The organism is Rhizobium sp. SVR5-9E (assembly GCF_056755095.1).
Map to the genome: position 1 here is coordinate 45,449 of NZ_JBNDHS010000033.1, position 13,373 is coordinate 58,821.

Annotated in this window: 10 protein-coding genes and 2 pseudogenes; 7 read left to right on the forward strand and 5 right to left on the reverse strand. The window is 60.1% G+C overall.

Going from position 1 to position 13,373, the window contains the following annotated elements; genetic code table 11:
* Positions 1–26: 26 nt before the first annotated feature.
* Genes ACPYOJ_RS16595 through ACPYOJ_RS16615 form a run of 5 tightly spaced genes read left to right on the forward strand, consistent with a single transcriptional unit; the run spans position 27 to position 6,541 of the window.
* Complete coding sequence (locus tag ACPYOJ_RS16595; protein ID WP_481417248.1) at positions 27–1,079, forward strand: ABC transporter substrate-binding protein; 1,053 nt, start codon at positions 27–29, stop codon at positions 1,077–1,079.
* On the forward strand, positions 1,076–2,446 hold the full coding sequence (locus ACPYOJ_RS16600; protein WP_481417249.1) for an MmgE/PrpD family protein: 1,371 nt from the start codon (positions 1,076–1,078) through the stop codon (positions 2,444–2,446). Before ACPYOJ_RS16595 ends, ACPYOJ_RS16600 begins: the two co-directional genes overlap by 4 nt.
* Before the next feature lie 17 nt (positions 2,447–2,463).
* On the forward strand, positions 2,464–4,158 hold the full coding sequence (locus tag ACPYOJ_RS16605; protein ID WP_481417250.1) for an ABC transporter permease: 1,695 nt from the start codon (positions 2,464–2,466) through the stop codon (positions 4,156–4,158).
* A gap of 10 nt (positions 4,159–4,168) precedes the next feature.
* On the forward strand, positions 4,169–5,269 hold the full coding sequence (locus ACPYOJ_RS16610; protein WP_481417251.1) for an ABC transporter ATP-binding protein: 1,101 nt from the start codon (positions 4,169–4,171) through the stop codon (positions 5,267–5,269).
* A gap of 15 nt (positions 5,270–5,284) precedes the next feature.
* Complete coding sequence (locus ACPYOJ_RS16615; protein WP_481417252.1) at positions 5,285–6,541, forward strand: LeuA family protein; 1,257 nt, start codon at positions 5,285–5,287, stop codon at positions 6,539–6,541.
* Between the two features lie 50 nt (positions 6,542–6,591).
* Here ACPYOJ_RS16615 and ACPYOJ_RS16620 read toward each other — a convergent pair whose 3' ends face one another.
* The 4 genes from ACPYOJ_RS16620 to ACPYOJ_RS16635 all read right to left on the reverse strand — a co-directional run bounded on the left by ACPYOJ_RS16620 (position 6,592) and on the right by ACPYOJ_RS16635 (position 10,979).
* The gene (locus ACPYOJ_RS16620; RefSeq protein WP_481417253.1) at positions 6,592–7,488 is read right to left on the reverse strand and encodes a LysR substrate-binding domain-containing protein; all 897 of its coding nucleotides are present in this window, start codon (positions 7,486–7,488) and stop codon (positions 6,592–6,594) included.
* Between the two features lie 179 nt (positions 7,489–7,667).
* Positions 7,668–8,804: a tricarballylate utilization 4Fe-4S protein TcuB gene (gene tcuB, locus ACPYOJ_RS16625; protein WP_481417254.1), complete on the reverse strand. Its 1,137-nt coding sequence runs from the start codon at positions 8,802–8,804 to the stop codon at positions 7,668–7,670.
* A complete protein-coding gene (tcuA, locus tag ACPYOJ_RS16630; protein ID WP_481417255.1) occupies positions 8,801–10,237 on the reverse strand; it encodes an FAD-dependent tricarballylate dehydrogenase TcuA in 1,437 nt (478 codons plus the stop codon). The genes tcuB and tcuA overlap by 4 nt, the downstream gene beginning before the upstream one ends.
* A 91-nt stretch (positions 10,238–10,328) precedes the next feature.
* Positions 10,329–10,979, reverse strand: coding sequence for a GntR family transcriptional regulator (locus tag ACPYOJ_RS16635; RefSeq protein ID WP_481417256.1), 651 nt, complete (start codon positions 10,977–10,979; stop codon positions 10,329–10,331).
* Between ACPYOJ_RS16635 and ACPYOJ_RS16640 the strand changes: the two are divergent.
* Positions 10,959–11,246 (forward strand): annotated as a pseudogene (locus tag ACPYOJ_RS16640) (beta-barrel domain-containing protein); the annotation flags it as partial. The gene ACPYOJ_RS16635 and the pseudogene ACPYOJ_RS16640 sit on opposite strands and share 21 nt — an antisense overlap.
* Positions 11,247–11,258: 12 nt before the next feature.
* Positions 11,259–12,049 (forward strand): annotated as a pseudogene (locus ACPYOJ_RS16645) (HEPN domain-containing protein).
* A gap of 301 nt (positions 12,050–12,350) precedes the next feature.
* Here the strand turns inward: ACPYOJ_RS16645 and ACPYOJ_RS16650 are convergent.
* On the reverse strand, positions 12,351–13,373 hold a 1,023-nt coding region (locus ACPYOJ_RS16650), incomplete at its 5' end, for an IS66 family transposase (protein ID WP_481417257.1).

The window sequence follows — 13,373 nt, forward strand, 5'->3', positions numbered from 1 at the left end:
AACAATGGTTCAAGGGAGGAGTAACCATGTTCAAGCAAGTAACAGGTTCAGGCAGAGGTCAATCGATCGTGCGAGGGCTGATGGCGCTCGCCGTGAGTGCCATTGGCTACCAGGCCGCCGCAGCCGCCGACGAGGCGACCATCGAGGCCGCCAAGAAGGAAGGTTCGGTTGTCATCTACAGCGCCTCGCCGTCCGAACTGCTCGACGAGCTGACGAAAGCCTTTAACGAACGCTATCCAGGGATTCAGGCGGAGTACTACCGCGCAGGCTCCTCGCAGGTCTATGAAAGACTGATTGCCGAACAGGATGCCAATCGGGTCAACGGCGACATCATCCACGTCTCGGATGTGGCGACGATCACCGACCTGAAGGATCAAAAGCGGCTGGAGCCCTATCAGTCGCCGGAATACCGGGCCTACGATTCCAAATATGTCGACAAGGACTTCACCTGGTTCGTGGCCCGGGCCCACTTCCTCAACATCGCCTACAATCCCGCCTTCGTCTCGGATGCCGAAGCGCCCAAGACCCTCAAGGACCTCGCCGACCCGAAATACAAGGGCAAGGTCGGCATCATGGATGTCCGTCTCTCGGGCGGCGCCTACACATGGCAGTATGCGATCTGGAAGCTTTACGGACCCGATTTCTTCGCGCAGATGGCCAAGAACGAGCCCAAGCTCTACCCCGGTCACGGGCCGATCAACGACCGCATCATTACCGGTGAGCTGACGACGGGCGTCGACCTCAACTACATGACCGATGAAGCCATCCTGGACAAGGGCGCTCCTATCAAGGCCCTCTATCCGCAGGACGGCGCGCCGATGATCTGGAGCCCGGTCGGCATCGTGGCGAAGGCACCCCACCCGAACGCCGCCAAGGTGATGATGGACTTCCTGGCATCGAAGGAGGGCCAGGCGATCTTCAACTCGCAATACAGCTACTCGCTTCGCCCGGATGTTCCAACGCGCGAGGGAATGACCCCGCTCACCGAGATCAAGGTGCTCGATACACCGCTCGACGACATGATCGCCCAGCAGAACACGATCCAGGCAGCCATCCGCAAAGCTTGGGGTTTTCAATGACGCATTCATCGCACGGAGCCACACAGAGCCTCGCGCAATTCTGCTCGCGGCTTACCTATGACGCCATTCCGCGCTCTGCCGTGGAGATGGCAAGGAACCTGCTGCTCGACGGGCTGGCCTGTCTCGTGGTCGGGACACGCGGCGGCCCTGGAAAAAGTGCCGCGGCAACAGTGAAGAGGCTCGGCGGCCATCCGCAGTGCACGATCTTCACCGGAGGGTTCAAGGGCTCCGTGCGTGATGCCGCCTTCGCGAATTCGATCGCACTTTACAGCGTCGGTCTGAACGATATTCACAAGCCCTCGACGTCGCACCCTGGCGGCTGCATCGTCATGCCGGTCCTGGCGACCGGCGAGTGGCTGGAGCGCGACGGAAAAGACATCCTGACCGCGATGGTGGCGGGCTACGAGGTGAACGGCAGGCTTGGAACCGCGACGGCTCCCAGCCACCGTGAGCGAGGGTTCCACACCACCGGAACCATCGGCACCTTCGGCGCGACCGCCGCCGTCGGGCGCATGATGGGCGCCGACCCGGCCGCACTTGCGAGTGCCTTCGGGATCGCCGGGAGTCAGGCGGCAGGCCTTTACGAATTCCACCACGACGGCACGCTGACGATGATCTTCCATGCCGGGCGGGCAGGCCAGAACGGCGTCGAGGCCAATCTTCTCGTTCAAGACGGACTGTCCGGTCCCGCGACCGTCATGGAAGGCAGCAAGGGCTTCTGTAAGGCGACGACGGATCAGTTCGACGAAACTGTGCTGACGCAGGATCTCGGTGAAAGGTTCCTGATCGAAGAGACGAGCTTCCGTCTCTATTACGGCTGCAGCTCGACGCTCGCAGCGTCCGGGGCGACCGAAGAGATCCTGCGCGGTCTTTCGAACGAGGCCCGCATCGCCGAAATCGAGGTTCGCTGTCATCCCGTCGTCTTCCGTGACAACAACGAGGTCAATCCGTCCACGCTGCTCGCAGCCCGGCTGAGCATGCAATACAATATCGCCCTCATCCTGCATCGCGGTTCGGTGCTGAGGGGCGATCTTGGAGAGGAAGAGCTCTGGGATCCGGATATTCGCCGTCACCTGCCTCAGGTGCGCTTGATCGCGGACGAGAGCATGCCTCGCTTCGGCGCTGCCGTGCGCGCGCAGCTGGAGGACGGCCGTATCGAGGAAAGGGCCATAATGGCGCCCGTCGGCGACGCCGCCAGCCCACCGAGCTTTTCCGACGTTGCTGAAAAATTCCGCCGGATGGCGGGACCGATCGGAGAATCTTCCGCAGTCGAGAGGGTCATCGGCCTTGTGGAGAACCTGGAGGCAAATAGCTGCCTGGATCTCACCTCGGCGATTTCGGACGCATGCCGCGCTGCGGCACATTAACCTTGAGATATCGCAAAATGACGCAGAAAACAAAGAGTTGGCGCATGCCCGCCGGCGAAACTGCTGTCACGGCAGTCCTCGTCGTCATCATGCTCATTCTGGTCGCCTATCCACTGGCGAGTCTTGTCTATGGAAGTCTGAATGTCTCCGGTCCGGATCGCTCGGCGGGAGGACTCAGCGCGGCGAATTTCGCAAGGATATTGAGCGACCCGCAGTTTTGGATGGCCTGGCGCAACACCATCCTCGTCAGCATCGGCTCGTCGGTGATGGCGCTCGTCTTCGGGCTCGGAACGGCCTTTTTGATATCGCGCACCGATCTTCCCTACCGGCGCATCTGCGAACTGCTGGTGATCCTACCGATCTTTATCTCCCCCTTCATCGGCGCGATCGCCTGGAGCGGGCTCGCCGCACCGAATGTCGGCCTGCTCAACCGGGTGTTTTCGGGACTGGGGCTGCCGATCCACGTCAACATCTATAGCCTGCCAGGGATCGCCATGGTGCTCGGCTTCTATATGACGCCCTATGTGTTCCTGTTTACTTCGGGTCCGCTGACGTCGATCGATACCTCGATGGAGGAAGCTTCACGGCTGTCGGGTCAGGGCATGTTCCAGACGCTGATGCGCGTGACGTTCCCCCTCGTGACGCCCTCCATTTTCGCTGCCGCACTGCTCGTCTTCGTCCTGTCTATGGAGAATTTCGGGGTTCTTGCCGTGCTCGGCGTGCCGTCGCAGATCCCGTTCATCCCGACAGAGATCTATCTGAAATTCTCCTATCCACCGCCGGATTACGGATATGCAACCGTCGTGTCGATCTCCTTCGTGCTGATGACGGCTCTTGGCCTGCTCGTCCAGCGCAGCTTCCTCGGGCGTAAGAACTACGTCGCCATCAGCGGCAAGAGCTACCGCCCGATGCTGATTTCCCTCGGCCGGGCGCGCTGGGTCGCCTTCGGCGGGCTTCTGCTGTTCGTCTTCATTTCCACGGTCCTGCCCCTGTTCACGATGGTGATGGCGTCCTTCCAGTTCTACTGGACCACGAAATTCACGGCGTTCACCTTCGTTAACTACGAGGCGGTGTTCACCCGCGGCCTGTTTATTCGCGCCGCCCAGAACTCTTTCTTGCTTTCCTTCGTGGGCGCATTCATCGCTTGCGCCCTTGCCGGTGCCGTGGCTTATGTCGTGTCGCACACGCGGGCGCCGGGCAGGGCTTTCCTCGACATATTGAGCTCCATGACGGTCGGCGTACCCGGCGTCGTCCTCGGCGTCGCGCTGCTTTGGGCATGGATCCGCGTTCCCCTGCCGATCTACGGCACGATCTGGATCCTGCTGATCGCCTACATCACCCGCTTCCTGTCCTTCGGCATTCGCAACATGTCGGCGGCACTCACTCAGGTGGATCGCGACCTGGAAAATGCCGCCAGGGTCTCGGGCGCCTCCAAGACGAAGGCCGCACTGACGATCACCTTCCCGTTGATCAGGGGCAGCATCCTCTCCAGCTGGGTTCTCTACTTCATCTCCTTCATCAAGGAGTTGAACACTTCCGTCCTGCTCTACGCATTCAATTCTGTCGTGCTGCCCGTCCTGATATTCGACGCATATCTTGAGGGCCGCTATCCGGAGGTAGCCGCGCTCGGCACCGGCATATCGGTCATCGTGCTCCTGACGCTTGTGCTTTCGGCGCTGGTATTCGGCGTAAAAATCAAACCCAAGGCTTAAGGAGAAACACATGCTTCGAGTTACTTCCCTCGGCAAGTCTTTCGGCGCCTTCGATGCCGTTCGCGACGTAACCATCGAGGCGGCCGAGGGCGAGCTGGTCACGCTCCTTGGTCCCAGTGGGTGCGGCAAGTCGACGACCCTGCGCTGCATCGCAGGCCTCGAACCTCCGACATCGGGTGAAATCACCATGGGCGGGGAGTGCATTTTCTCCGACCGGAAGGGCGTCAACATCCCGCCTGAGCGCCGCCGGATCGGAATGGTGTTCCAGTCCTATGCGCTATGGCCGCATATGACCGTGCTCGAAAATGTCGCTTATCCGCTGCGGCAACAAAAGCTGTCGGCAACGGACCGGCAGAAGCGCGCGCTGAACGCGCTTGAACTCGTCGGCCTCGCCGGTGCGAGCGCATCCTCTCCCGGCATGCTTTCCGGCGGCCAGCAGCAGCGCATCGCGCTTGCGAGAGCTCTCGCGTCTGAGTGCCGGATCCTTCTGTTCGACGAGCCTCTCAGCAATCTGGATGTTCGGCTGCGCGAACAGCTGCGCAATGAAATCCGCGATATCCAGAAGCGGCTTGGCATCACTGCCGTCTACGTGACGCACGACCAGTCGGAGGCGCTGGCAATCTCCGACCGCATCGTCGTGATGGACAAGGGCCGGATCGTGCAGATCGGGCCGCCGGAGGCGCTTTATGCCCGGCCGAAGACGCGGTTTGCCGCGAGCTTTCTTGGAAACGTCAACCTTCTCGAAATGACGGAAATCGGCACCGCTGGGTCCGATCCTGGCTGGCTGCGCCTGAGCAGCGAAGACGGTGAAGAAAAACGCGCGCCCGTCGACGGTGGCACCAGCGGGGCGGCCGGCAATCGCGTTCAGCTCGGCGTGCGGTGCGAACTCATCAAGCTCATGGCGCCGGGCGAGGATGTCTTTGGCGGCGACAATCGCTGGGAAGGCACGATCCGGGATTCGATCTTCCTCGGCGACTGCATCGAGTACGAGATTGCGACACCGCGCGGCACCGTGCTGAAGGCCAAGGTTCCCCCCTATGTCCGTTTCAATGCCGGCCAGGCTGTTGTGGCGAGCGTCGCCCCCCAGGACTGCTTCATCATCAGAGATTGAAAGAGGAGACAAAACATGAAGCTGCGTGACTTGCATCCCGACCTTCTCAAGGAAGTCGATATTGATCCCCAGGAGCGATGGATGACGCCGGTCGTCAACAAGGTCGCGATGGGGCACCGCCCGCAGGGCGTGATGGATAGGGTGATCATCCGCGACGACACGCTGCGTTCGGGCGTCAATACGCCCGGCGTCTACGTCAAGAACGACGTCAAGATGCGCGTCGCCGAAAAGATCGAAGGCATGGGCGTGGTGGAAGCCGAGGTGGGTTATCCGACCATCCCCGAGCATGTTGAATTCGTGAAGATGCTGAAGGCTGCCGGTTCGAAAATGGAACTCGGCATGCACACACGCTATTACGATCCGGACTATCGGACCGAAATCGAAAAGACGATCGATGCCGGAGCCGATCTCGTCAACCTCGTGGGCTACTGGGGCTACATCATGACCCATGCGCTCTGCCCGCAGAACTGGAACGGCAATATCGAGGAGCGGATCGGCGATGCGGTGCGCCATGCAAAGCGGCACGGCGCCAAAAAGATTGCGGTTGGAACCGACTACCATCGCCTCGACCTCGTCGCCCGTGTCGTCAAGGCGGCCGCCGAGGCAGGTGCCGACCGGATTGTCGTCTACGACGTGCGCGGCTGGTTCGTACCCGAGAGCATGTCGTTCCTAGTGCGCTACGTGCGCGCGCTTGCTGGCCCCGACATCGAGATCGGCGTGCATTGCCATGACGACATGGGCCTGGCGACGATCAATTCCATCGAGGCCATCAGGGCCGGAGCGGTGACCTGCGACGTGACAGTCAACTCGACCGGCCATCGCTGCGGCAACGCCGCCTTCGAACAGGTCGTTCCGGCCCTGGAGTCGCTTTACGGCATCAAGACCGACATCGATATGACGCAGCTCACTTCGCTGACCGACATGATTGCCGAACTCTACAAGGTTCCGATCCCGACCAACCTTCCGATCACCGGCAAGCACATGTACTCCTATGGCGGGAGCCACCTCGGAGGCATCCTCCGCGGCCAATGGTATTTCTGGGAAAACATCCGGGCCGAGACGGTCGGCAACGTGCGGTCGGTTGCCTTTGGGCCGACATCGTTGCGTCGTGGCAAAACCGCGCCGGTCTCCATCAAGGTCGAAACGATGGGCTTCGATCCGGCTTCCGCCAATATCGAAAAGGTGTTCGAGAAGCTCGAAGAGCTGATTTACGAGAAGGTCGAGATCAGCGAAGGCGAGGTTGAAGAGGTCATTCGCAAGATCTATGCGTAACCGAACTTGCCCCGGCCGGCTGCAGCCGGGGCAGGCCATACGTTGCCTTCCTATTCCAGGAACCCGAGCTCGCGTGTGTAATCGGCGGCAAATTTCGCAAACAGCTGCGTCAGTTTCGAGCGGGCCTTTTGAAGCGGGAAGAGCATGCGAAATTCGTAGATTAACTGCGGCTCGAAGGGGCGTATGACGAGCCCCTTGGCGACGAAGGCATTGGCACTGATCGGATCGATGATTGAAACGCCGTTGCCTGCGGCGACGAGATCGGAAATGATCGCGCTCGTCTGCGCTTCGATGACGATGCGCGGCTCGATGCCCGCCTTTGCGAACGCCCCGTCCACCTTCTGTCGATGCCGCGTCTCCGGTGCCATGGCGACGAACGGAACTCCATTGAGGTCCGACGCCGAGATGCGCTCCCTGCCGGAAAGCGGGTGACCGATCGGCATGATGCAGACGCCGCTCGATCTCGCGAGTTCGGCCGTGGCGGACGCCGGGTAGTCGACCGGATAGTTCGTCAAGGCAATATCGAACTGCTGCGTGTCGAGCCACGACCTCACGTCGCGACTGAGAACCGTTTTGACGCTAACGACGGCGTCGGGTTGCACGGCCCTGAACCGATTGATGACGGTCGGCAGCACGCCGTGCGCGATCGGCATCGTCGACAGCGTATTGACCGTGCCCGAATACCGCTTCAGCCCCTTTATGTAGTTTCCGAGATAATCGAGCCCGACAAAGGTGCGCTCCAACTCCCTGAAGAGCATTTCCGCTTCGGGCGTCGGCCGGAGGCGGCCTTTCGACCTTGCAAAGAGGTCAAGGCCCGCGTGATATTCGAGATCGGAGACAAGCCGGCTGACTGCCGGCTGCGTCATGCCCAGCATGGCGGCCGCTTGAACCGTCGTCCCAGTCAGCATCAGAGCCCGAAACGCCTCAAGCTGGCGCAAGTTCAACATACGCTTCTTCGACCTCCGTCGCTATTCCATGCGGGAGCATAAACGGATTTGCTGTGAGATGAAGGACAATAACGCCCCACGCTTGAATAGCTGGCGCAAGGGCAGTGTGGGATTTGCAGCCGGCAAGGCGGTGTGCCGCGGCGATCTTGAGACGAGCGCGCGAAAATTGAAGGGCGCGCTCAGTGGCCAGTTTCGAGTTCGCGACGTTCCTTGGCATAGCGAACCAGGGCCAGGAAACGATAGATGCCATGCATGAATTTGCCGTAGGGCATGGTGAAGAACAGGCTGAAAACCACGCCGAGATGCAGCGCAAGCAGCACTCCCATCGCCGGCGACGCGCGGAAGATCATCAACAACAGGCCGGTCAGACTGGTCAGAAACAGCATGACGATAAATGCGACGTCCATGCCCCAGCGTGGCCGGTCGAGAAGGAGCGGATCCCGGCGCAACTTTGCCAGAAGGAGACCGCACGGACCAATGACCAAGCCGATACCGCCGGCGGTACCGAGCAGGACGGGAAGGTCGTACCATGGATACGGTGCCTCGATGCCGAGCAGATAGTGGTAGAGGGTCGCCGTCGAGGTCGCGGCGAAGCACAGCAGGAAACCATAGAACGTCATGTGGTGATAAAGCCGGCGCCGATCCGTCGGCATGTCGTCATCGTTGACGCAGCCGACGCCGCCACCATCGAGATATCGCAGCGTCCCGGCGTCGCGGATCGCCTGCCACAGCGAGACGGGCTGCCGCAGAGTCGCGGCGGGCTCGCCGATATCTTTCCAGAACGCACGACAGCTCATGATGACGGCAACGACCACGGAAAGCGTCACAGCGATGAAAAGGCCGGCCATGGCGTTGTGTGGCATCAGCCTGTAGAAAGCACCCGCTCCGCCATCCGCGCGAAAAAGCGAGGCTTCATCATTCCAGGCCACAAAGCCTGCGATGAACAGAAAAACGCTGAGGGCCGCGATTGACGCGATCGCCAAGCCGTTCCGCTCGAAAAGTCCAGATAATGCGCGCGGCCATGCATAGGCCTGATACGTATCGCCTCGCAGTCTCGCAAGGGTCTGCGGCACATTGACGTTGAATTCGTGCGGCGGGGAAAACTGGCAATCCGGCAAGCAGGCGCCGCAACCGTGACACAGGTTGGCCAGATAATTGAGGTCTCCCTCCGAAAATGCCCGCCGCATTTCCATGGCCGGAAAGACGGCGCAAAGCCCTTCGCAATAGCGGCATGAGTTGCAGACGGTCATGAGGCGTTCAGCCTCCGCTGCGGTCTTGCTCATGTCGAGAATATCGATCGTGGTATGAATATTCATGCAACCTCCGCCTGCATCGCCCTTGATCGGCTATTGGTGGGCAAGCAGGCGGCGGCGGCCGCCTGCCCGGCGATCCGTCCGAAGACGCTGCCGATCGTCATGCCGATGCCGGCCGCGTAACCTTGACCGAGCACATTGCCAGCCATGATTTCACCCGCAGCGAACATATTTTCAGCTTCGCTGCCGTTCGCCATGAGCATGCGCGCTTGCTCGTTCACCTTGACGCCGAGATAGGTGAATGTGATGCCCGGCCGCACCGGGTAAGCGTAGAAGGGCGCCTTCTCGATCCGCCGCGCCCAATGGCTTTTGGGCGGCGTAAGCCCTTCGGTGTGACAGTCGTCCAGAACCGTGTGGTCAAACTGGCCCGGCCGAACAGCCGAATTGAATGAAGAGACCGTCTCACCGAGCGCTGCGTGGTCAAGGCCGAGCTTTTCGGCAAGTTCCTCGATGCTGCCGGCCTTGATTGAAGGGAAAAGCGACGGCATGAAAAGTTCAAGCGACCTCGCATCGAAGATGATGTAGGCGATCTGGTCGGGCTGGTTTGCCACGAGGCGCCCCCAGATGGCATAGCGCTTGGGCCAAACATCCTCACCCTCGTCGTAAAAGCGTTTGGCATGCTTGTTGACGACGATACCGAAGACCACACAATCCAGCCGCGTGATGATGCCGCCGTCGAATTTCGGCGCTCGCGCATCGATCGCCACAGCGTGACATTGCGTTGGGTCGCCGATCTGTTTGACACCTTGATCGATCAGCATTCTTGTAACCGTCCCGCGATTGTAGGGCGTGCCGCGGATCAAAAAATTCTCGGCGATCTCACCCCAGCCCTGTTTGAGCCATTCGATGTCGGCTTCAAAGCCGCCGCAGGCCGCTACAAGTGCCTTTGCCGGCACGGTCACGTCGCGGCCGGCATGGCGAATGGTGGCGGACGAAAAACGACCGCGTTCAGTCTGGAGGGCGACAGCTTCAGCGTCGTAGACGACATCGACGCCCAAGCCTTCCGCGGTCCGATAGAGGGCGTTCAGCATCGCCCGCCCGCCGCCCAGAAAGAACGAGTTCGTCCGTCCGAGGCTCAAGGTTCCGCCGAGGGAAGGCTGAAACCGCACGCCCTGGTCGACGATCCAGTTCAGCATGTCCTTCGATTCGCGGATCATCATGCGCGCAAGCTTCTCGTCGGTGTTCCCACCGGTCACACGCAATAGGTCATCAAAGAATTCTTCTTCGAGATACGGGCCTGAAAGCGTCTCAGTGGCCGCATCATGGGCACAGCGCATGTTACGGGTATGTCGCGTATTGCCGCCCCGATAGAATTTCGGCGCCTTTTCGACGACGAGCACCTTCGCTCCGTTCCGCGTCGCACTGATTGCAGCGCACAGCGCTGCATTGCCGCCTCCGATGACAAGCACATCATAATTGCGGGAAATATCGATCATTGTCGTATCCGTATGAATACAATTGCATGCAAACGGATACGGCATGATTTGGCGCTTGTCAAATCCGACGCGCTCGTCGGGTTTGGTGATGTCAGCCGGGGGAGATGGTGAGCCTGACCTTCAGGGCTTCTTGAATGTGTTCTGCCGCAAGTGCGCTCGCTCCCTCGCCATCGCGTTTGCGCATCGCCATGATGATCGCATTGTGCTCTCGGGCAGCCGTCGCGGTGCGACCCTCGACGGTAAACGTCGTATCTGGAAGCAGCGCGATATTTTCCTGGAGGTCTTCGACAACCTGACGAAGATAGCGATTGCGGGCAGCCTCGTAGAGACGGGCGTGGAATTCCCGGTTGAGCTGGGCCGCTTTGCGCGCATCACCGGCGGCTTCGGAGAATTCGCGATTGATGCGCTCAAGATTGGCAATTTCCGCTTCTGTCGCATGATGCGCGGCGTAGCGTGCGACAATCCCCTCCAAGGCCTCGCGGATGGCGTAGAGCTCGAAGATTTGCGGCATGGACAGCACGGCGACTGCAACGCCTCGACCGGGAGCGGCCTCAAGCAAACCCTTCTCCTGCAATCTACCGAGCGCTTCGCGTACCGGCGTGCGGCTTACCCCAAGACGGGCGGCCACTTCCTCCTCGCGCAACGCGGTGCCCGGCCGATAAATGCCTTCGCGTATTGCCGTCAGGATAGCTTGATACGTGTTCTGACTGCGTGAGACGGATTGGCTGTCGATTCTTGTCACGATTCTTTTCCGAGGGTCGAAGAGTGGCAAATCTTATTACAGGGGCTAACGATTTTACGAAAGCCGGACTATCCAAGGGCCGCGCAAGGCGTTCCGGAGGTCAAACTGGCACCGCAGGACGTTGATCACGTTTCGGTCGGGCAGCAGGTCCACGTGCGGTTTTCAGCCTTTAGTCAACGAAATACGCCTGAGCTGAATGGCATCATCGCCAGCGTCGCAGCAGACCTCACCGCCGATGAGCGATCCGGGCAACGTTACTATGTCGTCCGCGCTGGGGTTTTGAGGGGAATGGCAGAGGCTTGGCCGGAAAAGAAGCAGCGCGAACTCGCGTGCGTCGTCGAAATCATTCACGAGGAGTTCGAGGATGCCTTGAGGGGAGGGGAGGCGGAGTTCAAGAAGAAGGGCCGCATCTGGAAGATCATTCTCTTCGGCTCCTATGCGCGCGGCACCTGGGTCGATGAACCGCACACGACCAAGGGCTATCGCTCGGACTATGACATCCCGATCATCCATTCACGCCGCGAAGTCGGGGATGCGTTACACCTGGGCCAACCGTTCTTCTTGGATATTCGGCGTGACGGAATTATCCTCTATGAATTCGACCAAACTTCGCTGCCACAGCCTCGAATGCTGTCGAATGAAGAGATTGCGGCGGTTGCCCAGTCTCATTTCAACGCGCGGTTCCACTTGGCGGTCGGCTTTCTTGAAGGCGCGTGTTTCATTTGAAAAGAGGAGATCGAAACCTTGCTGCCTTCAATCTCCAGCAAGCGATAAAGGCAAGCTACAATACGTTTCTCCTAGTGTTCACGAACTATTCGCCGGCCTCCCATAATCTCAATTTGTTGAGGAGCCTTTCCGAGCAATATCAGCAGAAACTCGCCAACCTTTGGCCGCGGGACCGACAAAGATTTATTGCTTGGTTTAACGTCGTCAATGAAGCGTATGTGAAGGCCCGGTATTCGCCGAACTACGCAATCACCGACGAGGCCCTTCAATGGCTCCTAGAGAAAACAAGCGATCTCACGAAAACCATTCAGCATTTATGTCAGGAAAAGGTGAGAGAGACTTGAGCTAGCTGAGGCGTTCGGAATTCATCGGTAAATCACCATCGATAACCTATACTTATCGATGGTGAGAACATCGCCCAAAATCCGCAGCGATGACGGAAGCCAGCACCGGTATCGCTTCTGGTTAACGGTCTCGTTCCCATGATTTCAACGGGTTACCATCGCACCGGATTGCCGATCCAGAGCCGGCTGCGGTACGCGGGGCAGATCCGGTGGCACTGCCGGTTTGGGAGGCGGCCTTGCCTCGGACGACGAGCCTCAATGCCGCCCCGGCCGTGGCAAGCACCTGCGGCAGGGTTCGGTCTCAGGCGCGGGCGAGGATAGTGGCCGACAACGGTGGCAGGGGATGACCACCGTCGCCAAGGCCGAGCCGGTCACCGAGATAATGGTAAAAGGAAAGCCCGAGCTTCTGGCAGGTCTTCATCAGGCCAAGCATGACGTCCCGGGCGACGCGACCGTCGCGGCTCATCGTGCCGCCCGAGATCTTTCGCTTGGTGACGAAGGTGCGCAGGGCATTTTCCGATGCGTTGGTGTGCAGCGGGATGCCGGGATGATCGAGGACCTTCAACATCTCGGCTTTGCGTCGATGCAGCCGCTCAAGCAGCTTGTCGAGCGCCCCATAGCCAGTGCGCAGGCTGAAGATTCGGTCGAACCGTCGTCGGAAGGCCGGAACGGCCCGCGGGGAAGGATTCTGCTTGTAAGCTTTCAGCGCCTTGTAGAAGCGCCAGACGAGATCGCGGACCATGGTGAGCGACCGCTCCTCTTTGGCCGTCGCCGGCATCAGCTTTTGCAGAAGGCGCTCTGCGTGGACCCAACACAGCGCATGATTACCGACACGGAACTGGCCAGCATCGTCGGAGACGATCACCATGTCGCCCACCAGGCCATGATGGCGGATGGCGCCCCAGAGGCCGGCTTCGGCCAGCACGCCGATCTCCTGCCGGTCGAAGATGTCGATGCCCACGCCGGCCAGATGCTCCATGAAAGGCACCTCGTTGCAGAAGTGTTGCGGCTGCAGCGTCTGCAGCCTGGATAAGAGGACCGGATCGCCGCGGCGCTTTTGCAGATAGTCGAAGGCCGCATCATTGAGGACAAAATCCTGGTAGTTGCCGCGCAGCAGCGACAGGAAGTTCAGGCGCGACTTCGACTTCGTGGTGCGGAAGACGGTAAAATGCTCGCCGCCGATCTGGGTCGTATGGAAATTGTCGCGCGCATGGCGGGCGCCGGTATCATCGACCGTCACAAAGGGTGACGACACCAGACCCGCATGCAGCACCGCCGCATCCTCGGCAACAAAGCCATCCAGGTTCCGGGTCAGGAGCCGCAC

Coding starts and splice junctions, on each gene's coding strand:
- ACPYOJ_RS16615 (WP_481417252.1), top strand. CDS start 5,285: ATGAAGCTGCGTGACTTGCATCCCGACCTTCTCAAGGAAGTCGATATT.
- ACPYOJ_RS16620 (WP_481417253.1), bottom strand. CDS start 7,488: ATGTTGAACTTGCGCCAGCTTGAGGCGTTTCGGGCTCTGATGCTGACT.
- tcuA (WP_481417255.1), bottom strand. CDS start 10,237: ATGATCGATATTTCCCGCAATTATGATGTGCTTGTCATCGGAGGCGGC.
- ACPYOJ_RS16605 (WP_481417250.1), top strand. CDS start 2,464: ATGACGCAGAAAACAAAGAGTTGGCGCATGCCCGCCGGCGAAACTGCT.
- ACPYOJ_RS16600 (WP_481417249.1), top strand. CDS start 1,076: ATGACGCATTCATCGCACGGAGCCACACAGAGCCTCGCGCAATTCTGC.
- ACPYOJ_RS16610 (WP_481417251.1), top strand. CDS start 4,169: ATGCTTCGAGTTACTTCCCTCGGCAAGTCTTTCGGCGCCTTCGATGCC.
- ACPYOJ_RS16595 (WP_481417248.1), top strand. CDS start 27: ATGTTCAAGCAAGTAACAGGTTCAGGCAGAGGTCAATCGATCGTGCGA.
- tcuB (WP_481417254.1), bottom strand. CDS start 8,804: ATGAATATTCATACCACGATCGATATTCTCGACATGAGCAAGACCGCA.